This is a genomic window from Pararobbsia alpina (genome assembly GCF_965118125.1).
GTDB classification, from domain to species: Bacteria; Pseudomonadota; Gammaproteobacteria; order Burkholderiales; family Burkholderiaceae; genus Pararobbsia; species Pararobbsia alpina_A.
This window is the reverse complement of the sequence record NZ_OZ221287.1, coordinates 1,548,943-1,567,927: the sequence shown is the minus strand read 5'-3', so window position 1 is coordinate 1,567,927 and position 18,985 is coordinate 1,548,943. Positions and strand designations below refer to the sequence as shown.

General features: G+C 60.3%; 28 protein-coding genes. 1 reads left to right on the top strand and 27 read right to left on the bottom strand.

From position 1 onward, the window contains the following. Positions 1-4: 4 nt before the first annotated feature. The 27 genes from ACMFWR_RS06825 to ACMFWR_RS06695 all read right to left on the bottom strand — a co-directional run bounded on the left by ACMFWR_RS06825 (position 5) and on the right by ACMFWR_RS06695 (position 18,019). On the bottom strand, positions 5-343 hold the full coding sequence (locus ACMFWR_RS06825) for a hypothetical protein (protein ID WP_413194249.1): 339 nt from the start codon (positions 341-343) through the stop codon (positions 5-7). Continuing rightward, positions 340-1,863, bottom strand: coding sequence for a hypothetical protein (locus ACMFWR_RS06820; RefSeq protein WP_413194248.1), 1,524 nt, complete (start codon positions 1,861-1,863; stop codon positions 340-342). Before ACMFWR_RS06820 ends, ACMFWR_RS06825 begins: the two co-directional genes overlap by 4 nt. Then, positions 1,863-2,549, bottom strand: a complete 687-nt coding sequence (locus tag ACMFWR_RS06815; RefSeq protein ID WP_413194247.1) for a hypothetical protein — start codon at positions 2,547-2,549, stop codon at positions 1,863-1,865. Before ACMFWR_RS06815 ends, ACMFWR_RS06820 begins: the two co-directional genes overlap by 1 nt. A 7-nt stretch (positions 2,550-2,556) precedes the next feature. After that, positions 2,557-3,666 carry a hypothetical protein gene (locus ACMFWR_RS06810; protein WP_413194246.1) on the bottom strand — a complete coding sequence of 370 codons (1,110 nt, stop codon included), beginning with the start codon at positions 3,664-3,666 and terminating at the stop codon, positions 2,557-2,559. A gap of 1 nt (position 3,667) precedes the next feature. Continuing rightward, positions 3,668-4,006 (bottom strand): carboxypeptidase-like regulatory domain-containing protein, encoded by a 339-nt coding sequence (locus ACMFWR_RS06805; RefSeq protein WP_413194245.1) that lies wholly within the window; start codon positions 4,004-4,006, stop codon positions 3,668-3,670. A gap of 2 nt (positions 4,007-4,008) precedes the next feature. After that, positions 4,009-4,350, bottom strand: a complete 342-nt coding sequence (locus ACMFWR_RS06800) for a hypothetical protein (RefSeq protein ID WP_413194244.1) — start codon at positions 4,348-4,350, stop codon at positions 4,009-4,011. 4 nt (positions 4,351-4,354) lie between these two features. After that, positions 4,355-4,657 carry a hypothetical protein gene (locus tag ACMFWR_RS06795; protein ID WP_413194243.1) on the bottom strand — a complete coding sequence of 101 codons (303 nt, stop codon included), beginning with the start codon at positions 4,655-4,657 and terminating at the stop codon, positions 4,355-4,357. Between the two features lie 62 nt (positions 4,658-4,719). Then, complete coding sequence (locus ACMFWR_RS06790) at positions 4,720-5,385, bottom strand: hypothetical protein (RefSeq protein ID WP_413194242.1); 666 nt, start codon at positions 5,383-5,385, stop codon at positions 4,720-4,722. A 63-nt stretch (positions 5,386-5,448) separates the two neighbouring features. Further along, positions 5,449-6,429 (bottom strand): DUF5309 family protein, encoded by a 981-nt coding sequence (locus ACMFWR_RS06785; RefSeq protein WP_413194241.1) that lies wholly within the window; start codon positions 6,427-6,429, stop codon positions 5,449-5,451. A gap of 11 nt (positions 6,430-6,440) precedes the next feature. Further along, positions 6,441-7,496, bottom strand: coding sequence for a hypothetical protein (locus ACMFWR_RS06780; RefSeq protein WP_413194240.1), 1,056 nt, complete (start codon positions 7,494-7,496; stop codon positions 6,441-6,443). Positions 7,497-7,555: 59 nt separating this feature from the next. Next, positions 7,556-7,837: a hypothetical protein gene (locus ACMFWR_RS06775; RefSeq protein ID WP_413194239.1), complete on the bottom strand. Its 282-nt coding sequence runs from the start codon at positions 7,835-7,837 to the stop codon at positions 7,556-7,558. Continuing rightward, entirely contained in the window at positions 7,827-10,052 is a 2,226-nt protein-coding gene (locus ACMFWR_RS06770; protein ID WP_413194238.1) for a hypothetical protein, read from the bottom strand. Before ACMFWR_RS06770 ends, ACMFWR_RS06775 begins: the two co-directional genes overlap by 11 nt. Next, positions 10,045-10,215 (bottom strand): hypothetical protein, encoded by a 171-nt coding sequence (locus ACMFWR_RS06765; protein WP_413194237.1) that lies wholly within the window; start codon positions 10,213-10,215, stop codon positions 10,045-10,047. The genes ACMFWR_RS06770 and ACMFWR_RS06765 overlap by 8 nt, the downstream gene beginning before the upstream one ends. Continuing rightward, a complete protein-coding gene (locus tag ACMFWR_RS06760; RefSeq protein WP_413194236.1) occupies positions 10,212-11,705 on the bottom strand; it encodes a terminase in 1,494 nt (497 codons plus the stop codon). The genes ACMFWR_RS06765 and ACMFWR_RS06760 overlap by 4 nt, the downstream gene beginning before the upstream one ends. Further along, positions 11,702-12,082, bottom strand: a complete 381-nt coding sequence (locus tag ACMFWR_RS06755; RefSeq protein ID WP_413194235.1) for a hypothetical protein — start codon at positions 12,080-12,082, stop codon at positions 11,702-11,704. Before ACMFWR_RS06755 ends, ACMFWR_RS06760 begins: the two co-directional genes overlap by 4 nt. 125 nt (positions 12,083-12,207) lie before the next feature. After that, on the bottom strand, positions 12,208-12,465 hold the full coding sequence (locus ACMFWR_RS06750; RefSeq protein WP_413194234.1) for a hypothetical protein: 258 nt from the start codon (positions 12,463-12,465) through the stop codon (positions 12,208-12,210). Positions 12,466-12,625: 160 nt separating this feature from the next. Beyond that, complete coding sequence (locus tag ACMFWR_RS06745; RefSeq protein ID WP_413194233.1) at positions 12,626-13,081, bottom strand: hypothetical protein; 456 nt, start codon at positions 13,079-13,081, stop codon at positions 12,626-12,628. Then, positions 13,078-13,323, bottom strand: a complete 246-nt coding sequence (locus tag ACMFWR_RS06740; RefSeq protein WP_413194232.1) for a hypothetical protein — start codon at positions 13,321-13,323, stop codon at positions 13,078-13,080. Before ACMFWR_RS06740 ends, ACMFWR_RS06745 begins: the two co-directional genes overlap by 4 nt. Before the next feature lie 174 nt (positions 13,324-13,497). Beyond that, entirely contained in the window at positions 13,498-13,977 is a 480-nt protein-coding gene (locus tag ACMFWR_RS06735) for a hypothetical protein (RefSeq protein ID WP_413194231.1), read from the bottom strand. Next, positions 13,974-14,249 (bottom strand): hypothetical protein, encoded by a 276-nt coding sequence (locus ACMFWR_RS06730; RefSeq protein ID WP_413194230.1) that lies wholly within the window; start codon positions 14,247-14,249, stop codon positions 13,974-13,976. The genes ACMFWR_RS06735 and ACMFWR_RS06730 overlap by 4 nt, the downstream gene beginning before the upstream one ends. After that, positions 14,246-14,563 (bottom strand): MarR family transcriptional regulator, encoded by a 318-nt coding sequence (locus ACMFWR_RS06725; protein WP_413194229.1) that lies wholly within the window; start codon positions 14,561-14,563, stop codon positions 14,246-14,248. The genes ACMFWR_RS06730 and ACMFWR_RS06725 overlap by 4 nt, the downstream gene beginning before the upstream one ends. Before the next feature lie 10 nt (positions 14,564-14,573). Then, complete coding sequence (locus ACMFWR_RS06720) at positions 14,574-15,533, bottom strand: AAA family ATPase (RefSeq protein WP_413194228.1); 960 nt, start codon at positions 15,531-15,533, stop codon at positions 14,574-14,576. Further along, positions 15,524-16,012, bottom strand: coding sequence for a histidine ammonia-lyase (locus ACMFWR_RS06715; protein ID WP_413194227.1), 489 nt, complete (start codon positions 16,010-16,012; stop codon positions 15,524-15,526). Before ACMFWR_RS06715 ends, ACMFWR_RS06720 begins: the two co-directional genes overlap by 10 nt. Next, positions 16,009-16,896: a hypothetical protein gene (locus ACMFWR_RS06710; protein WP_413194226.1), complete on the bottom strand. Its 888-nt coding sequence runs from the start codon at positions 16,894-16,896 to the stop codon at positions 16,009-16,011. Before ACMFWR_RS06710 ends, ACMFWR_RS06715 begins: the two co-directional genes overlap by 4 nt. A gap of 6 nt (positions 16,897-16,902) precedes the next feature. Continuing rightward, entirely contained in the window at positions 16,903-17,088 is a 186-nt protein-coding gene (locus ACMFWR_RS06705) for a hypothetical protein (RefSeq protein WP_413194225.1), read from the bottom strand. Positions 17,089-17,280: 192 nt separating this feature from the next. Beyond that, positions 17,281-17,688, bottom strand: coding sequence for a hypothetical protein (locus tag ACMFWR_RS06700; RefSeq protein WP_413194224.1), 408 nt, complete (start codon positions 17,686-17,688; stop codon positions 17,281-17,283). 88 nt (positions 17,689-17,776) lie between these two features. Beyond that, positions 17,777-18,019, bottom strand: a complete 243-nt coding sequence (locus tag ACMFWR_RS06695) for a transcriptional regulator (protein WP_413194223.1) — start codon at positions 18,017-18,019, stop codon at positions 17,777-17,779. Between the two features lie 23 nt (positions 18,020-18,042). Between ACMFWR_RS06695 and ACMFWR_RS06690 the strand changes: the two genes are divergently transcribed. Continuing rightward, entirely contained in the window at positions 18,043-18,489 is a 447-nt protein-coding gene (locus ACMFWR_RS06690; RefSeq protein WP_413194222.1) for a helix-turn-helix domain-containing protein, read from the top strand. Positions 18,490-18,985 lie beyond the last annotated feature (496 nt).

Genomic DNA, 18,985 nt, shown 5'->3' with positions numbered 1-18,985 from the left:
GAAATCAGCCGATGAGCAGCAAATTGAAGGTCTGATCAGTCGAAGCCGAGCTCGCATGCGTGAGCGTCGCTTGTCCGTTTGCCTGAGCCGAGACGTATAGGCCCGAAATCTGAGCCGTCACTGCGTCCTGCGTGGTCGGCTGAAACCCGAAATAGGTGAACGCGCCGATGCGACTGTCTTTCACGGTCGTCGTTGTCGCATTCGCGTTCAGCGTGACCTGCGTCGTCGCGTTGATCTTCCCGGCCATCGCGCGATTAGCGACCTCCGCGATTTGGCGACGGTGCTCCTTCTCGTTCGGGTTGCTCGTCTGCGCAAGCGGGTATCCGACGTTCTTCGCTGTCATCGGGACCCCGACGGCGTGAGCGCGGTTTGCGGCACTTCGAGCCCCTGGAGATTCGTGAACGTGCCGTTCAACTGGATCCGCGCGCGCAGGTATCGCGCGTCGGCGCGCACCGGACATTCACCGTTGGCGTTCAGAGCGCTCGCCACCGTGAACGTCGGCGAATCGACGAGACGGTTTCGCGTGCCGATCTGCACCGACGGCGATGCGCCGTCGACGATAGGTCGCGTGGTCGACAGAAACGCCCGCTTGCCGATATCGGAAAACGGCTCGATCTCGACCGTATCGGCTGATGCACCAGCGGGCGCACCCGTGAAGTACGCAAGGCCATGCGACGGTGTGAATGCGGCCATAAGTACCTGGCCGCCCGTCCACACCCGAGAGTCGAGCGAGAACGGCAGCGTGTCGAGGTTGTAGATGCCGCCCGCGTAGTTATCGAGACTCTCGAGCGAGAAGCCCTGCGTGATCGCGCGGAAGATGTATTCGGCGTTGACCTTCGCGAAGCCCCATTTGTTGAGCGCCCAGTTATAGACGAGCAACGAATCGGGTTGGCCCTTCGGCGACGAGTTCGACGGGTACAGCCACATGATCACACGATTGAGCGGGTCGGCCGCGCCGATCACGTTGATCAGGTACTGCTCGTTCACGTTCGCCCAGAACGTCTTGTCGACACGATCCAAGCCGATCGGCGTCGAGTTCGCACCGTCAAACGCGTAGAAGCCATCTTCACCGAGGTAGTATGCAAGCGCGCCCATCTGCACGATGCTGCGCGGTGCCGGACAGCCGCGCGCACCTTCTGCGATGTAGAAGCCGAAGACCGTCGGCGAGCCCTGAAAGATGATGCGCCAGATAGCGCGCTCGAAGAACACCGCGCCATCAGCGTTACCGAGGTTGCCCACGATGCCCGTTGCCCAGCCCTGCACGCCCGGGATGATCTGCGAGCCCGCCAGCACCTCGGCTTCCTGATTGCTGCCTTCCTGTGGCCATGTCGTCGGATCATCAATCGCACACCACTGCACACGCTGCGGCTGCACACCGTTGATCGAATCGAACGTATTCGCCACCATCACGAAGTCGCGGATCGTCGCGATATACCGCGCCTGCGGCACATATGACGATGAGGACAGGTTCGCAAAGCTGCTCGATGAGTCAAGCGTGTACGACTGGAGCGCATTTCCCCATCCGCATGCAATGACGTCCAGCCCGTACTGCGTGAAATTCCAGACCTCGCCGGACGACAGCGAATATGACGTGTTGAGCGCGGTAAAGCCCGTGTCGCCAGGCGCTTGCAGATACAGGCTCGTGGCATCGCCCGCGAATAGCGAGTTGTTAGCGCCGGTATCGATCGCCGTGATTGCGCCAAGGCACGCCGAGACGAGATTCGGACCGCCAAACGGCACGAGGGTGCCCACCGGACCCCATGACTCCTTCGTGCGCGGGAACAAGTTCACGATGTTCGCGGATGCGCCTTCGCTGTTGTTCGGCGGCAGATCGGGAGCGTAATCGCTGATCGGGAGCAACATTACGCGGACACCATGGCAAACGCCGAGCCCGATTGCTCTTCGGCGCGGTCGGCGTCGAGGAAATCACGCATCTCGGAGATGTATTCCGCGTCCCATAACTGCTGGCGCTGCGTGTCGTTCAGGAAGCGCGCGACGGCCCCGCAACATGCCGCGAGCAGGATCGTCGGAATCGTCTCGGTCATCCACGTGACGTTGTTCACCGGCGTAAGTTGACCGGCCTGCTGCCAATAGACGCCCGTGATCGTGTATTCGGAGTCCGGAGCCGGGCCGAATACGAAGTTCTGACCATCGCGCGCAACATACGCGGGCGTGCCCACTGGGCCACGATTCGGGAATTGCGTGTAGATGAATTCCGCGTTGCGCCGCTCGAGCATGAAGGTGCGGCCGTCAATGCCGACCAGCAGATACTTGATGCCAAGATAGCCACTCGGGAGCGCCAACGTGCCGCTTGCGCTGATCGTGGTTGAGATGGCCGATTCAATCGCGCGCACGCCCTGACCGCGGTTCATCGCGAAGATGTCGCGATAAATCTTCTGCTCGGCCTTCTGGATGAAATAGTCGACGTAGCCCGCAATGTCCGAGCGCGCGAACCAATCTTGAATAGCTTGGCCGAGCGACGCATAGTCATAAACGCCGCCGACCCCGGCTGGATGGTCGGGGTTCGGAACCGGAACAAAGATCGTCATGATCGGCTTACCGGACGCGACGCGCACGGATCACGCCATCTGCCGTGAGCGTGCTCGTGGTGAAATTGCATTGCGCGACGAGATACACCGTCGTCGACGTGGACACGTTGACCCGCCAAATAGGCGTCGGCATCACGGTATGAACGCCAGCCGATGATCCTGTTGGAACCGCCGCTAACCCCTGCGCAGTATTAAGCACGTTTGTCGTCGTATTGACGGAAGCAACGGCCTGAACGGTCACGGTCGACGCTGCAGGGACAAATTCAACGACCCCGCTGACGTCCCAATCTCCAGCGGAGAGCGTAATCGACGTAAGACTGAGCGGCGTATTCACGCTTAGCGAGGTAGATGTCGCGGTCGCGGTAACGAATTCCCCATCCGAGCCTGCATTCGCATTGTCGGCCGCTGTCGTGCCCTTGATGCCGCTTGTCGTCGACGGAGTGATCAGCCCTGTGGCTGACAACGTCGTGAATGCACCAGCCGCTGGAGTCGTGCCTCCAATCGAAGGGGGCGACGCCAAGTAGCCGCTGAACCCGGTGCCGCTGACTGTTCCGCTCGATGACAGGTTCGTGAATGCCCCAGCAGCGGCCGATGTGCCGCCGATAGCAGGCGGAGACGCCAGATATGTGCTGAAACCCGACCCGCTGACCGTCGAGCTAGCCGAAAGCGTCGTAAATGCGCCGCTTCCCGGAGTCGTTGCGCCCGTGCTCGTCGGATTGATGACAGAACTGGTGGCAAAGACCGCTGCCCCGGAGCCCGTCTCATCGCTTATGACACCGGCAAGCTGCGCGGAGGTCGTTGCGGCGAACTGAGACAGATTGCCGCTCGTCAGCGCGAACGTCGTGCCGCACGAAAGGCCCGTGCCGCTCGTCCATTTGAGGGCGCTGTTCGAGGTCGAGCACGAAGGCACCGTAAGGGCCGTTGGCGTAGCGCTCGATGCCGTGCCATTGCCAAGCAATGTGTTCGCCGCTTGAGGCGCAAGGCTCGCGGGAGGCAAGCCACCATTCAGCGTCAGCGTGCCGTCGATCGTGACGTTATTGAACGTCGGGCTCGGGTAGCTTTGGCCGAACGCCAGCAGCGGTAGCAGAAGTGCCGCAATCAGGATGCGTTTGATCATTTCAGGATACCGAGAGAGTGCCGCCGTTGTTCCATGGCTGACCAGCGGACGAAGGGAGGCTGGTCGGCAGATCGGCCGGCAGCAGATCGACGAGCAGAATGTCGTTCAATGTCGTCGTCGTGATGTTCGCGCCGCTGATGACGAACTGATAGTGACCGTTGGCCGCGTAGAACGAGAACTGGCCGTTCGTATCGGTTGTCAGCGGGTTCGGTGCGATCGTCACACCGTTGTCCGAGTAGATGGTCGCGGGTGTACCGGCAGGCCAGTTATTGACCTGCACGGACGCGTTTGCAACCGGCGCGCCCGTCGGGTCCGCTATCGTCTGAATGTACTTTTGCATGGTCAGATCCGCTTGTTCGTGGTGCGGAACGCCGCGTATTCGGGACCCTTCAGGATCTTCACCACGAACGGCCAATGATCCTTGTTCATGAAGTCCCACCCATACTTCGTGCGGATATCGAGCAACACGACCATCGGCACCGTCATCGTGCGACGCATGTTCGGCGTCTTGTCGAAAGCACCCTCAGCCGCGCGGCACTCGTGCGCATACTTAAGGACGCCTTCTACGTCCTGCTGATAGTTCACGAAGATCTTGTTGTCTTCCTCGTGATACGTCGTGCGCATGCCATCCGGGGAGGCTTCGAGCGGTGCGCCGTGTGCCTGTGCGATCGCAGTCGTTTCCATGGATTCAGTGCGTCACTTCGATGACGTTGAGCGTGCCAGTCGAAGACTGATCCTGGATAACAGCGATTTCTTCACCAGGCGCGATCCGGATCACAAGCGGCGGATCGCTGGCCTTGACGAGCATGTCAGTTGCAACGGCGACCGGCGTCATGCCGACCGCGACATGGCAATTGCCACCGATGGCCGAAATCTGCACCGCCTGAACGCCGTCGCCGAAAGCGGTCGATGCAACGGACGCGGCGCCGATCGTGAGGTTTTGCCCTTTGCCGGCCAGCGGTCGCCACGGGCTGATTGGTGTCCATGCCATTTCGGAGGCTCCAATAAAAAGGGCGACCCGAAGGCCGCCCCAGACTCAAGCGTGACGATGGATCAAGCGCTCAGAATCGAGTGCCATTGGCCCGCGTTCGTGCAATAGAAAGTTGCCGTCTTGCCCGCAGCCACCGAGAACGCCGTGCTCGCGCTAAGCGCATTGATGGCATCCGTGCCGGCTGGGAAAACGGCCATTGCGTTGGTCGCGGTCGCGTTCACAACCGTCAGGATCATGCCGGGCGCGGACGCGGGCAGCAGGACGCTGTCGTTAGCGGAAGCAACCGTCGTCACGCGATTGATAGACGCGGGCAACGGCGTGGCGCTCGACTGGCCCCCACCGGCATGCGCAGTGATGCCGTTCAGCGCGGTTTCGGTAGCAAAGCCAGCGCTGTAGCCCATTGCCGTTCCCAGCACGCTCCATGCACCCGGCTTGGCCTCGATGAATTCGACCGCCGAGTTCGGAGCCACCGGAATACCGGTCGAGCCCGCAACGCCGTTGATGGTGTCGCCAGAACCGTTGAAGCTGTACACCTGGATCGGATTCGCCGTGTTGTTGATCAGCCAGATTCGATCGACGCCCGTGCCGACCTGCGGAAGCGCGACGCCATCGCCAAGCATCGAGCCGGCCGAAGGTGCGGTCGACGTATTGACCGTCGTCACATCCGCGTTGATTTGCGTAGCACCCGCCTGCGTTCGCGTGGTGCCAGCCGTGATAACTGAGCTCATTTGACTCTCCTGAATTGAATTGGCCGCGACAAGGCGAGAGCCGAAGCCCTCGCCTGTCGACGATCAGCCGTTCGTGTCGTAAATCGCGCCGTGGGCGTGCTCGTTGCCGACCTCGAGCGTGTAGTCGACAAGCAGCATCTTCTTGTCGCTGTCACCGGTCTTCGCGAGCGGCACCGTTTGGAACGGCCGCAGGTAGGCCACGCGGATGTAGTTCGGGTTGATGAAGAAGATGTCGCCCGAATGCGCGAGGAAGATATCCGGGACGATCTTCACGTCGCCGAAATCCGACTCGTACACGTCGACCGCGGTCTTGAGCACCTTGTCTTCGACTTCGATGAAACGCGTGCCCGGGCCGGCGAACTTCGAGATGTTCGTCTTGTTCTTCGGCGACACGAGCGCGTATTCCGGGCTTTCACCCGACGACGTGAAGATTTCCTGAAGCACCGTGATGACCTGCGCTTCGGTAACCGTCGTCGTCACGCTGTTATACGTGCGCGTCTGCGATCCATCCGTCCAGCCGTTTGCAGCAGCCGTCGGATTCGCGCCCGATGGCGAGCCGCCCGTCTGAAACACGGTGTTCGTCATCAGCCAGCACGGCAGGCCGCCCATGGTCGAAGCCACTGCCGACGACCCGGCATTCTTCGCCGAGTTGTAGGTCAGAATGCCTTCCATGTCGCGCTTCAGTTCCTTCGACTTCTTCATGAGCTGGTAGCCCATCTTGTTCGAGCCACCGGCCGCGATCACCGCCTGCGACTTGCCCGAGAGCTGGACGACCTTGTTCGACGTCTGCACGTAGTTGCCCATGCGCGCCGTCGGAGTGAGCGACTGCGCTGCCGGATCATCGCCTTCGACCTGGGCATTGTTGAGGTTTTGGGCCGCGAGTTGGTCGGTATCCCATTCGTGATTGCCCTGCGTCGCCTTGTTCTTCTTGCTCATGTTGAGCAGCGGCGTCTTGTACGGGTCAACGTTGAAGATGAGATTCGACAGATCCTCGCGGATGTTGGTCTGCGGGTACGTCTGATAGGTATTTGCAGGAACGCTCACGGCGCCCTCCGTTATTGGTTTGCGAAGTACTCGAACGCCGCTGCTTGGGCGTCCACGTCGCGGGGATTTCGGTTAAGGCGGTCAACGACCTTGCGTCGATTCGCCTCGTTCGGATTGACGTCCGTCCGAGATCCCGGGGCGGCCATAACAGGCGCTTGCCGGACCTGCTTCAACGCTTGCGGAGAGGCCGCTTGGAGGGCGCGATAACGCGCCGCATCATGCAGAATCAGCATGTAGCGGTGGTCGTATATCGCGTTGAGATCGGCGTCCTTGAACCCAAGGTTGCGGGCGTACTGCGTCATCTGTTCACGGTCTTGCGTGAAGACCTTGGGATCGCGCCATTCGGGTCGCGCACCCATCAATCGTTCGTTCTCGCCAGCGAGCATCTGTTGCTTGGCCGCCAGTTCGCGCTGGGCCTCTTCCTGCTGCATAACGCCCACGTTCTGCATGAACTGGCCGATCTGCTGCTGGCGTTGCTGGAATTCGGTCTGCAAGGCAGCGAATTCAGCCGGGTTGTTGGCGCGCAGACCGTTCCAGTCAATGCGCTGGTAATCGTGGCTGAGCATTTGCACCGCAAGATTGGCTGCGGCCTGATGGCGCTGGATTTCCTGCTGTACTGCCTGCCGGAACTGCGTCTGTTCAGCCTCGAGCGCGGCACGCTGATTCGACAGCTCGATCGACTTGTTATTGACGTGACCTTCGAGCTGGTACGACTTGAGAACATCGGACAACGGAACCTGCGTTTCCTTGCCGTCGATCTTCGTCGTGACGTGCAGTCCCATGACCGATTCTGGATCGATCTTGTGCGCCGTCAAAAGCTCGCTGAGGCTGGCGTACTGCGGAGGCGTGTCAACGGGCTCAATGGGCGCTGGATCGTCACCAATGGCCGGCTGTGAGGTCGAAGGCGCATCCTGAGTCGACGCATTGTCTGCGGCCGGCGCTGCAGTCTCTTTCGGATCGCGCGGCGGCTCGTCATTCATGCCGCCCTGATCGTAGAAACTCTGGAACTCGTCTTCGGTCGAGACCGCGGCGCCCGGCTGGGTGGTCGCTGCTACTGGATCGCTCATTTGCTCGCCTCAAATAAAAAAGGCCCACCGAAGTGGGCCTGCTGTGGTGTGAACTGCGTCTACCCGAAGAGCGAGAAGCGCTTCTTGCGCTCCTCTTCCTGCGCAATCTGGAATTGCCGAATCTCGCCTGTCTGCTTGATGCCCTCGAGATACTTCTCGATCTGATCCCACACCTGACGTGCGACGATCAGCCGCGTGTGCATGGTCTGGTCAGAGAGTGGCACGGCTAGCATCTGACGATCGATGCCTTCGCGCACGCGCTTGCGGGCTTCGATGAAGAGAGCCGAATCCAGCACCTGAGCCGCTTTGCCGGCCATCACGATTTCGTCTTCAGCTTCCACGCTGTACCTCGCTCACGTCTTGATTGACCATTGCGCCAGCGTCGGCGGCCGCGTTCTGCTTGAGCTGCGACGCGACGATCTGGCCGATGACCTTCAGCACGGTCTGGAATTCCTGCGAATTGATCTGCGCCAGTTGCACGTCGCGATCTGCGCCACCCTGCGCGGCGGCATGGATGATCTCGGCTTGCGCCTGGAGCCGCGCCGAACTCTCGGCTGCTTGAGCCTGGATGAGCTGCCCTTGCAGATGCGCGTTTTCCGTGGCTTGCTTGCTCTGCGTCTGCTGCGCGGTGGTCTGCGCATCGAGTTGCGCGCGGTCCATCGCACCTTTCTCTTTGATCTGCGCGACCTGCACGGCAGGATTGGGCTGCGGCTGATGCTGTTGCTGGTACTGCGCAAATTCAGGCGAGTCCGGGTCCATCGCGAACTCTGTCGGGTTCTCGAAGCCGAGCAGATGCGTGACCTTGCGGAACGTGTTGTATGCCTGCTTCGGTCCGACAAGGCCGAACGAAGCCAGTTGCGACTGCGCCTGACCAAGCAACATCACGTTCGCGCGCGCTTCCTCTCGGTTTCCCGAGCCAAGGCCGACATTCGGGATCAGTTCCGTGCGCTCGCGCCAGTCGGCCGGATTCACCTCAACCCAGCGATTCGTGAGCTTGAGCGTCAGCGGCTTGTCCTGATGACGACGCAGCAGATTGTGAATCTTCAGGAACACATCCTTCACGCCTTCGGCGAGCAGTCGCGCGACGAGCTCGACCTTCATCGACGCCGCGGACATGGCCGCAAGCTGGCCGCCCTTCGTAACGTCCTGCAGCGAGTCCGCGTCGACGCCCATCGTGTCCTTGCCGATGCCGGTGCGCATCTCGCGCTGCAAGTCGCAGTATTCGAGCGCCGGCACAACCTGCGACATCATGTTTGAGGGCGTCGACAGCGGCATGATCGCGCCTTCGGGCGGCCCGTCCGTGCGGACAATGCGGCCCGGGCGCGACGTCATCAAGTCGCCCATGTTGACCTTTTGCCAGTCGACCGCGTAGCCCTGATTGTTCGAGATGTACAGGTTGTCCAGCGCCTGCCGGAACAGCGTGCTCTTGATGACCTGGAGGTCGTACAGCAGGTCGTAGTAGCTGATGCCGACATGCCTATGCGGCATGCGGATCGGCGAGCCATACGAATAGCTGACTTCCTCACACTCGTCGTTGTCGAGGATCTTGTCGCCGCCAACCATCACGCGGCGCAGTTCCGTGATGCCATCGCCGTCGAAGTCGACGCGGATGAATACCGTGCGCAGGCTGCATTGCTGGCTCGCGGGGTCGGTCGGTTCTTCCTCACCAAGCTGGTCTGTCACTTCGTCGCGAGCGAGCGCGATCAGGTCGAGCCAGTCAGGCGTGGCCTGCGAAATCGCGTCCACTTTGTCGGCGTCGAAGCCAAGCTCCTTCAATTCGGAGCGAGTCTTCTTGCACTCGTGCTCGGTGAACGGCGATTCGTCGAAGCCGTGGCGCGCCTGCGGCGACACGCGCATTTCCTCGGGCGGCACGCACTCGACCTTGACCTGACCGACCTGCGTCGTGCGGCGCAGCTTGATGTCGAAGGTGCTTTGAGGCTGCGGCCCCATCGGCGTGTCGACCTGCGTGATGGTCTCTTGCTGCTCGAGAATCTCGATCTCGTCGCCCTTCTGCTCAGCGTCCTGCAGCAGCGTCGTGACTTCGATCTCGCCAAGGCCCGAGTAACGCTCCACGCTTGTCTTGCGTTTTTTGAGCCAATAGCTGTTGATATAGCCATTGCGCAGCATCAGGGCGTCTTTCAGGAAGTCGTGCAGGATGATGACGCCCGGGTTCTGGCGCATGAATACCCAGTTGACGACCTCGGTTTCAATCTCGGCTTGATCCTCATCGCCCGGCGCTTCCGGGTCGAACTGGACCGGCTTGCCGGAGCCCACGAACATGCGCATCAGCGTCGGCATGATCCATTCGATCGTGTCGCGCAGTTCGGGCAGCACGATCTGCGAGCGGTCGGGGATCTCGTTGCCGAGGGGGCGCGCGAAGTACGCGTTCAGGGCGTTGTAACGGTCGAGCTCCAGCGTGGTCATTTGCTGGCCGGTCGGCTTCACACTGCCGCCAACGCTCGGGCCGACGGAGACGCTCGAGCCAAGCGCGGCCTTCTCGTACATGCCGATGAGCGCGAGCAGTTCCTCTTCGCTCATTTGCTTGTCGTCAGCCATTGCCGTTGCCCTTCTTCGGAGCCTGGACAGTCTTGGATTGTTCGATCGCGGCGATGCGGTCAAGCGCATCTGAAAGCTTCACTGCCAGATCGAGACTGCGTTGCTCTGCCTCGTCGACGCGTTGCTGCAATCGATCGACCTGCACCTGAAGTGCGATGCTCATACGACTCCCGATTTACCGTAGTTGAGTGCGCCGCCCCAATCGGTGCGCGTCGCAAGCTTTGGCTGTTTCTGGCCCCACTGACGAAGCGAGTCGGCCGCGTTCGAATGCGAATCGTGCTTCGGGTAATCCTTCCAGCAGCCGCCTTTCATGTCCCATTCCTTCGAGTACTTCTCGAGGTGGCCCAAGCCTTCCTTGCATCCCTCGGCGTCGAACCATGCTGTCGACAGCGCCATGCGGGTCTGATTGATGCCGACGGTCACGTCCTCGATACGAGGCACGATCTCGATGTCGCGCATCAGCAGGTCTTGCAACATCTCTTTGACCGAGCGGTTCGCGTAGCCAGACTGCAGCCGCTTATGATCGCCATCGTGTGGCAGGTAGTGCTTGCCGAACGCATAGCGCGTCTCGCGCAGGTATTGCACGAAGTGGTCGAGAGATCGACCGTTCGCCTCGTAGAAGCGCAGGAAGCGATGCTCAGGACCGACGAGCTGATGAAACCAGATCGCCGTCGTGTCGTTCGCGCCGAGATCCCAAAACGTGTTGACGGGCACTGCCGGTTCGTACGGCACGCGGCAGATACGACCGTCGCGCCGCATGTTGTCGAACTGCTCGCGATACCACGCGCCCTCGTTCGAAGCCTCGAATGCCTCGTCCGCTGTGCTCGGGTACTCGCGCTTCATATCCTCGCGCAGCACCGTGCGCGTTGCGATGTACCAGGCGCGCTTGCGTTCACTCAGACGCGTACCAATGCGCCGCTCGATCATTGCGAAATACGTGCGGTCCTGGTCCGAGGTCACAACTGTGGCCGGATCCGCCTCGTACTCGCCGCGGCGCCACCACGGGAAGAAGTGGAATTTCTCCTCGATCGCCAGATGCGGCTGGCCGACACGCTTGCGGGCGCGTTCAACCATGTCGTAGAACGGTCCTTCGCGTCCTTCGGCAGTCGATTCGACGAACAGGAAACCGTCCTGCGCCACGGCGGGGATCGCGCCCGTTACGATTTCCCGCGCCTTCTCAGGATGCTTGGCGCAGATCTTCCCGAACTCCGACACGTGCAGATACTGAAGCGTGCCGGAGCGCATCGACGTGCCCACACGCACGCTCGAGTTGTTCGACAACAGCAACTCGCTCGTGCTGTCCTGCATAGGCATGCGTTCAGCGCGAATTCCCTCCGGGAGGCGGTCATACGCGAACTTGATCTTGTCCCGGAAGATGATCGTGACGTTATCGAGCGAGTCAGCGATAACCCCTGCACGCACGTTCGAGTTGAACACGCACGCATCGAGGAAGATCAACTGGATCAGTGTCGAGAAACCAAGCTGCCGTGCCTTCAGGATCACGTTGCGGTAGTGCAGCGCCTCAAGGAACTCGGTCTGCTCCGCGTTCGGCTTGAACTTGACGACCGCGCCCGACTTGTCCGTGATCCAGTACAGGTTGTGCAAACGCCAGACTGGGTTTTTCCAGTCTTCGACGTTCAGCCGAGCGTTCAAAGCTTCGCTTCCTTTGGCTTGAGTGTGCTGCCTTCGACCTGCATCAACAGATGCTGGATCGGATCGACCGCGACCTTGCCGCTATGGTCGATCTCGTGCCGATCGCGCCAGGCGTGCTTCTGACGGTTCTTGAGCCAGAAGATGCAAGCCGTCGTGTCGCCGCCGATGGCACGGTCATAGAGCGAGCGCGCGACCAGCGAATCGGCCCACGCCTTGCCCTTCTCAAGGGCCTCAGCGAAGGACGGGTGGGACGTCTTCCAGTTCCGCAACGTGCGCGCCGTGATGCCCATGAATCGCGCAATGTCCTCGTCCGTGGCGCCGAGCAGGCAATAATTCCGCCCCAACTCGTCGTACTCGGGTTTGTATGTACTCGCCATCTTCAGCCGCGCCCTTTCGGGTAGCGCTCCAAGTCAGCACTTCAATGGCTGCCCGGCCAGAGCGATGCCTGCGATGATCGCGATCAAGATCGCCATCGAAGCAGTCCAGCCGAGCACGCGCCAGATCATTTGCCCAGCGCCTCGAATTCGTCGTGCGACTGCGGATGCTGCACGTCGCCGCGCTTGCCCATCACGCGATCGGCCTTGGCGTCGATCTTCGATTCGGTTGATTTCGACATGCGGCCAGCGTTGACTGCCTGCGATGCGCGAGCCTTCGCATTGGCTGCGTGGCTGGCGTCTTCCATCGGATATGCCTTCTTGCCGGGCAGACCGAATTCCTTCGCCGGCATTGCCTTGCGGGCCTTTGTGGTGAGCTTCGCCATTTCGTTGCTCCAAAAAAGAAGCCCCGACCGTCGGAGGAGCAGTCGGGGCTCAATCCAGCACTCACATGAGCACCTGGAGGAGACGCGGTAAAAACGCAAAAGCCCCGCTCAGCGTGAACTGGCGGGGCTCTCTAGGGACAATTATCCCAACTGGTGCGCACTATAGGGCAGTTTCTGCGGGTTTACAAGCATCTTGTGTAAGCAAACCGGCAGCGACTAGTTGCGGACATAGAATCGCTTTGGCCTGCGCATACTCCGCCGCAAGGTCGACGCCGTGCAAGCGCATCGACGACCAGACTTCGACACCCGCCTCAAAATTGCGCATGGCCGTGTTGATCGCCACACGAGCGGGCAGATGCAATTTCTGAATCATCGGGTCGAGCAGCTTGCCAATCCCTTTCTTGATAGCCCATTCGACCTCGGCATCGATCTCGTCGTAATCCATCCATTGACGACTGGTGCGAGATTGCGCGCAGGAGCTATCAAACGCCTGATAGTCGACGCCCGGGTTATAGCCCTGCGACCAGATGTACCAGTCGAATAGCAAGTCATCAATTCTGTCCACGGCGCACCCCGTCTTTGTTGTCGGCGCTTCGATCGCAAGGACGCCTGTCATGCGCTCGGCCCTTTCGGCTGCTGTTCGCCCTGATGCATCAGTTGTTCGATTATCTCGTGCAACTTCTGAGCAAGTGCCGGGCTCAAGCATTCGTACTTCACCCCGTTTATGACGGTGGCGGCTCTGTCATCTTCGCAAGTGGCCTGGATGCGGTCGCGCTCGATGTGCTGGCCGATTTGTGACCCTCCGATCGCACCAGCCGCCACACACACAAGAATGACAAAGAGAGTGCTGAGTTTCATGGTGGTCTCCGTTTTAGGGGAGGAAAACGCAAAGCGCGATGCCGAGAGCCACATTGACTACGACAGCGATGCATATCGCGATTCGGTCAGCTCGGATGGCGCCCTTCAATTCCGCTTCCGAATTGACCAGGCGGAGCGCGCCACATGCCGTGCGGTAAAACATCGGGTATTGGTTCACGCTGCCCTCCGCTGTGCATTGGCAGTTACGGCAACGGCAAGCGCAGGCCACGCGTGCGATGTCACACCGTAGAGCGGTCCCGGTTGCGATTTGGTGCCGATCTGTGGAGTCTTGCCGCCGCCCGTCGCCGGGTATAGATCGATTAGCGCTTGCCGGATATTGGCGTCCTTGGCGCGCGGCGTACCGCAGAGGTGCAGCTTGACGTCCTTGCGATAGACGAGGCGCACGAGGTCGGGATCGCGGAAGCATTCGATAAAGCGGCCGATCCACACGCACGTTTCGAATACCTCTCGGCCCACTGCCATGCCGTAGCTTGCAATCATCTCGATCGCCATGTCGTCGCAGAACCGGCAATCGTCGATGAAGTTGAGCATGTCAGGATTGGGCATCACACCGCTCTGCATCACACGGGAATCTTCGACGATCACCCAACCGCTTTGCGTTGTGCCCGGATCGATTGCGAGGAGTGTGCTCACAGTTCCTTCTCCGGCCGTTGCAGGGGCACGATCGCGCTGCGTGACATGTCGACGTAGGTTGCTTCCTTCGACTGCGCGTGACGCATTGCAGCTGAGAGCATTTGCCGGTCGAGTTCCGACTTGATCGCGGCCGATTGCATGGCCTCGGCGAGGATGCGATTCGCCTCACGCGCGCATTCGGTTTCAGCCTCGAACGACAGGTCGGATCGAACAATGACCGTCTGCGCTGGCCGCCACGGAAGATGACGCCAGCCGTTGTCTTCGAGTTTCATGACGCCCTCACCATGTTGAGCATGCAGTCGTAAAGGAGCCGGTCGACGCGCGGCCAGTTCTCGGGAAATTCGGGCTTGCCGCGCTTGGGCGGGTGCAGGATCTCGTCGTCGGTCGCGAGGCGCCAGAAAATAGTCCGGTTGTTCGATCGGCCAACTTCGCGGGTGCGGACCACCAAGCACTGCCGCTCAAGGTTGTTCATGACAGCCGAGATGCGATGACGCTGCTCGCCGAGCGCCTTCGCAATCTCTGGGCTGCTGGATTCGGTGTGCGACTCGAGGAAGTCGAGCACCCCGAGTTGAGTTCTTCCGGTCATGACTGGTCTCCTATCGTTTCCATTCCTGCTTCCAGGTCCCCGACGCGAAGTCGATGTAATGACGCCCCGCGCTCGGTCCTTCAAGCAATTGCTGGCTGTCCTTGTCAAACCACAGGGACACCTTCCCTTCCCACGTGAAATGCCGCTGCTTGGCGCAGATGAGGAACGAGTCCGGCATGACCGCGGCTTCGTCGCGCTTCTTCGGGTCCGTCTCGGTCTCGAGTTGGGTTTCCTTGCGCTTGTTGCGAAAGACGATGAGCACGTTGTCGACGAGGTCGGAAATCTCGCCAGCGCCCTTGACGCCGAATTTGTCGGGCACGTCGGTTTCACGCTCACCTTTGCGCATGTGGTGCACGAGGTGGATGTGCAAACCGGTGTCACGCGCGAGCACGCACAGCGCATCGACAAAGTTCTTTTGCCCGTTGTAATCGTCTGGTGCGATGCCGCATTTCATGAGGCTGTCGATGACCATGTGATCGACGCCGAGTTCTTTGCGGCAGTAGCGCGACACGGCAATCATGCGTTGCGGCGTGACGGCACCGCGATGCACGTAGAGCCACAGCCGATCGTCGGTCCAGCGGTGGAAGCGCTCGATCAGTTCGAGCGTGGGAAGGTTCGACCCGGCGGCCTGGCGGCACATGCGGCTCATCGTCGCTTCCGGCGCCATCTCGTGCGAAGCGATGCACGCGCGCGCGCCGTGCACCATGGCGTTGAGCATCACGTAGCCGACAGTCCCCGACTTGCCGTGACCGTTGATGCCGGGCCACAGCGTGACCTCGCCCGGCCGGAACATGATCCTGTTCTCGACCTTGGCCCATGGCGTGGCGGTACCGACGGCTTGTTCGTCTTCGCCGTGGAAAAGCTTCGCCACGGCGTCGGCCCAATCGGACGCGCGGCGCACGTCTGCTCGGCCATCGTCTGCATCGTTGGCGTAGGCGTTCCAGTCAATGTCGTCAGCAATCACGCGCATTTCTGTGCCTCCTGCGCCACGGCCAGGAATGCCTCGGTTGCTTCCACGTACGGGATGGGCAGCGCTTTGCCGAGCTCGCCCCACAGCAACGCCGAAAGCTTGCTGCCGTTGCGATATCGCATCACATCGACGGGGATCGGAAACCAGTCGAACAGGCGGAAATCGCTGATCTGCGCCCAATCGCCGCAGTGCACCCGTGCGTGTCCGGGAAAGGTCAGGACCATCGAGGCCGGCACGACTGCGGCGATAGCGGCGAGCGTGCGGAGAACCTCGTCGAACGGCACCGCATGCGAGGCAAACACCTCGACATCGAGCCCGGTCAGAACGCGCCAGTCGTACGCCTGAGACGACCGTGCGATCAGCGTCAGATTCGGAAAATCGAGTTTGCCAACGAGGCTGACGAGCACCATCGCTTCGGGCTTCTCACCGCGCTGGCGCATGGCGACGAGCGGCTCGGCGTTCTGCGGCAGGCGGCTCATATCGCACCCCGCATCCATGCGGCCTGCACAGGGTCGATCGCCTCGTACCGGTCAACGCCGTTTGTCGGCGCATGCCCTGTGGTCTCGTCTTCCCACCGGCGCTGATTCAGCCACGTGGTGGGGTTCGGCACGAACTGGCCACCGTCCTTGCGCCACTGGTCCGAAAGTTTTGCAGCGGCGACTGCGGCAAGCATCCGATCGAGCAACGCAGCATCGGGTTTGAGTTTTGCAAAGGATCGCTTCGCCGTGTCCTTCGCGACCTTCTTCGGATACGCCGACCAGAACGAGTCGAATGCGTCACTCGTGACGTTCGACGTAGAGGGTTTTATATCTTCTCTATTCTTCTCTTCTCTGTCGTCACGCTGTGACGTCACTGTTACGTCTCGTGACGTCGTTGCGTCACCCGTCACATCAAGTTCGAGTTGGCGCTTTCGATCGCGCCATGCTCGCGTGCGCTCAGCCGGAGTCTTCGCGCTGCTGGAACCCTTTACCTGACGGGCTTTTCCAACAGTATTGTGTTCGCTGAAATTCGGGAAAAGTATTCCATCATCTGAAATTTGGAGCCATCCGACGGTTTGCATTGCCTCACCAAAACCGTGAACGCCCGCCATTTCATCAACGTCGAGAAGCGAAATTCCAGCAACGAAACCATCGGTCTGTGACGCGTCGTTGACGGCAGACCATACGGAAAGTAACGACGCCACCGTCACGCGCGTCACAACCGTGACGTCACATATTTCGTAGACAGTGACGTCACACGTCACCTTGTTTGTGCCACGCAGCCACCAATTAATAAATGTGCGGCTCTCAGCAAGCAGGCGCGACATGCGAATCACTTTCGGATTCGTCAGGAGCCCGCTGCGCATCTTGATCCAGTCGGCCATGGCCTCTTACCTCAGTGCTTGCTGCTGTTCCATACGAGCGATTTGCTGCGGCGAGCGTTTGTGGATCTCGTCGCACATGCGCACGTAAGCGCGCCGGCGCTCTTCACCCGTCAGTGCCGTAACGATCGCTTGGGCGTACTCGGCAATCCTTGCCTCGCGAGCGGCGTCGATCTCTTCCTGTGTCCCGTTCATACTTTCAGGCCCCGAATGTGTTGCAAGGCACAAACTCTGCTGACGAGTCGGAGTTACCGACGGGTGAGCAAAAAAAATTCAAGTCGTCGCTGCGTTCGTGCTCGCGCAGATGCAGCGGCGATGCATGCGCCTTCGCCTGGCGCGCGATGAAATACGCGCGGAGGTAATTGGCGGCGTCGCGCAGGTCGGGTGTCATGACACCGCCCGCAACAACGTCGGGTTCAATTCCGCAAGCGCCTGCAGTTGCTTGAGTGCGGCCTGCTGCGTCTGTGTGCACTGCTGAATCACATCGACGAGACGCTTGGCCTGCTTCTCGGAATCGACAGGCCGCGGCGCTTCATATCCAGCATCGACAGCGAGGAATGACATCGCGCCGTGGAAGCCTTTCTCTCGTCCGAGCTTGAGAATGAACATGACCTGGTCGGGCCCGAGCTTCTCGTCTCGGCCCTCGTTGAGGCAGGCAAGCAGAAGCCGATGAGCACCATCAGGTGTCTTATCCGGCCAGATCTTCGAGGCCACTACCTTCGCGCCCCCGCAGGCCTTCACGCACGCGTCAAGCGCGTCGTTGATCGATTCGTAGAACAGGGCCGGCTGGTCCATGTATGTAGCGTCCAAATAATTTGTAGCCGTTTGGAATGACGCGCCGCAGCGAAAAAAAGACCATGCGTCTCACGGCATGGTCGCGGTGTCACGCGGAGGTCTGCCCGGCAGGCTGCGTCGATCGCACGTATGCCCAGTCGACGCGGTCGTTCAGTTCTTCGCACCGGACGGCGCCGTCCAACATGCGTTCGATCTTTGGACAGTGCTCGGGCGGAACACGTCCGGCCAGCTTCCATTGCTGGATGACCGTATAGCTCGACAACTCGAGACGCCGCGCCATCTCGGCCATCGATCCAAAGTGCTCAACTGCTCGCGAAATGGCGGTGTTCATCGAACTTCCTTGACGGGGAAACAGTGATTGGACTTTATACAAGAAAGTCTGGTGTTACAAGAAATTCCGGCGATGACACCAGTTTCTCTGGCACCTATATTCCCGGTATGGATATTCATGACCGGATCAAACAGAAGCGTCTCGAGAAAGGGATGTCGATGCAGGAACTGGCAACCGCCTGCGGCTTGAAGGGCTATCAGGCGGTCCAGCAATGGGAGAAATCAGACGGAACGGCTCCGACGAGAACTCGGATGCCACGAGTAGCTGAAGCTCTGGGCGTTTCCCAAGAATGGCTTCAGTTTGGCGTTGAAACGACAGACGATCCGATCTGGCCGTTATCCAAGTGGGTTTCGCGCGCAAGGTTTGACGCGTTACCCCCTGACGAAAAGGCTCGTGCCGGTCGTCTCGTATTGGACACCGTCGAGACATGGGAAAAACAGAATCGCTCAGAGCTCAAGAAGGTTGGCTAAGGGGACCGCGATCCGCAACGATTCTTCAATTTCCTAAAAAACGGGGATCCGATTTTCCAAGCGGGTCATGAGACCAAAAAATTCGGGCGCCCTCTAGGGCGTCCAAGCAGGATCGATCCAAAATGCGTCGAGCCTTGTCTATAGCTGCGACACAAGTCGCACTCTGCTTTGCCCATCCTTGTTACGCCGACGATTCATACGACGTCTTTGTGCATGCCGCCTACTGTTTGGGTTTTGAATACACGGCTGCTGCATACTACCGAAATTTTGCGTCTGGAATCCCAGCGGATTCTGATATCGCCAACACGCTTAAGACCACCGTCGACGACGCTACCGAAAAGGCATCGCGCCTTCGCGCATATGTGATTCCACGCGCGCTTGCTTCGGAGGAAGGAACGCTTGCCGCATCCGCAGCCCAGCAACGAGGAATCAGAGATGCTCGGCGCGCCGGGATCGGCAGCGAAGGCGACGCTGATCCAGCCCTGCAAGAGTGCCA

What these genes read in the sequence shown, in the direction of transcription:
- ACMFWR_RS06780 (WP_413194240.1), bottom strand. Translation starts at nt 7,496, where the DNA reads ATGAGCGATCCAGTAGCAGCGACCACCCAGCCGGGCGCCGCGGTCTCG.
- ACMFWR_RS06810 (WP_413194246.1), bottom strand. Translation starts at nt 3,666, where the DNA reads ATGATCAAACGCATCCTGATTGCGGCACTTCTGCTACCGCTGCTGGCG.
- ACMFWR_RS06725 (WP_413194229.1), bottom strand. Translation starts at nt 14,563, where the DNA reads ATGACCGGAAGAACTCAACTCGGGGTGCTCGACTTCCTCGAGTCGCAC.
- ACMFWR_RS06770 (WP_413194238.1), bottom strand. Translation starts at nt 10,052, where the DNA reads ATGGCTGACGACAAGCAAATGAGCGAAGAGGAACTGCTCGCGCTCATC.
- ACMFWR_RS06790 (WP_413194242.1), bottom strand. Translation starts at nt 5,385, where the DNA reads ATGAGCTCAGTTATCACGGCTGGCACCACGCGAACGCAGGCGGGTGCT.
- ACMFWR_RS06820 (WP_413194248.1), bottom strand. Translation starts at nt 1,863, where the DNA reads ATGTTGCTCCCGATCAGCGATTACGCTCCCGATCTGCCGCCGAACAAC.
- ACMFWR_RS06825 (WP_413194249.1), bottom strand. Translation starts at nt 343, where the DNA reads ATGACAGCGAAGAACGTCGGATACCCGCTTGCGCAGACGAGCAACCCG.
- ACMFWR_RS06695 (WP_413194223.1), bottom strand. Translation starts at nt 18,019, where the DNA reads ATGAACACCGCCATTTCGCGAGCAGTTGAGCACTTTGGATCGATGGCC.
- ACMFWR_RS06795 (WP_413194243.1), bottom strand. Translation starts at nt 4,657, where the DNA reads ATGGCATGGACACCAATCAGCCCGTGGCGACCGCTGGCCGGCAAAGGG.
- ACMFWR_RS06740 (WP_413194232.1), bottom strand. Translation starts at nt 13,323, where the DNA reads ATGAAACTCAGCACTCTCTTTGTCATTCTTGTGTGTGTGGCGGCTGGT.
- ACMFWR_RS06730 (WP_413194230.1), bottom strand. Translation starts at nt 14,249, where the DNA reads ATGAAACTCGAAGACAACGGCTGGCGTCATCTTCCGTGGCGGCCAGCG.
- ACMFWR_RS06700 (WP_413194224.1), bottom strand. Translation starts at nt 17,688, where the DNA reads ATGGACCAGCCGGCCCTGTTCTACGAATCGATCAACGACGCGCTTGAC.
- ACMFWR_RS06720 (WP_413194228.1), bottom strand. Translation starts at nt 15,533, where the DNA reads ATGCGCGTGATTGCTGACGACATTGACTGGAACGCCTACGCCAACGAT.
- ACMFWR_RS06800 (WP_413194244.1), bottom strand. Translation starts at nt 4,350, where the DNA reads ATGGAAACGACTGCGATCGCACAGGCACACGGCGCACCGCTCGAAGCC.
- ACMFWR_RS06805 (WP_413194245.1), bottom strand. Translation starts at nt 4,006, where the DNA reads ATGCAAAAGTACATTCAGACGATAGCGGACCCGACGGGCGCGCCGGTT.
- ACMFWR_RS06750 (WP_413194234.1), bottom strand. Translation starts at nt 12,465, where the DNA reads ATGGCGAAGCTCACCACAAAGGCCCGCAAGGCAATGCCGGCGAAGGAA.
- ACMFWR_RS06815 (WP_413194247.1), bottom strand. Translation starts at nt 2,549, where the DNA reads ATGACGATCTTTGTTCCGGTTCCGAACCCCGACCATCCAGCCGGGGTC.
- ACMFWR_RS06710 (WP_413194226.1), bottom strand. Translation starts at nt 16,896, where the DNA reads ATGGCCGACTGGATCAAGATGCGCAGCGGGCTCCTGACGAATCCGAAA.
- ACMFWR_RS06705 (WP_413194225.1), bottom strand. Translation starts at nt 17,088, where the DNA reads ATGAACGGGACACAGGAAGAGATCGACGCCGCTCGCGAGGCAAGGATT.
- ACMFWR_RS06765 (WP_413194237.1), bottom strand. Translation starts at nt 10,215, where the DNA reads ATGAGCATCGCACTTCAGGTGCAGGTCGATCGATTGCAGCAACGCGTC.
- ACMFWR_RS06745 (WP_413194233.1), bottom strand. Translation starts at nt 13,081, where the DNA reads ATGACAGGCGTCCTTGCGATCGAAGCGCCGACAACAAAGACGGGGTGC.
- ACMFWR_RS06715 (WP_413194227.1), bottom strand. Translation starts at nt 16,012, where the DNA reads ATGAGCCGCCTGCCGCAGAACGCCGAGCCGCTCGTCGCCATGCGCCAG.
- ACMFWR_RS06755 (WP_413194235.1), bottom strand. Translation starts at nt 12,082, where the DNA reads ATGGCGAGTACATACAAACCCGAGTACGACGAGTTGGGGCGGAATTAT.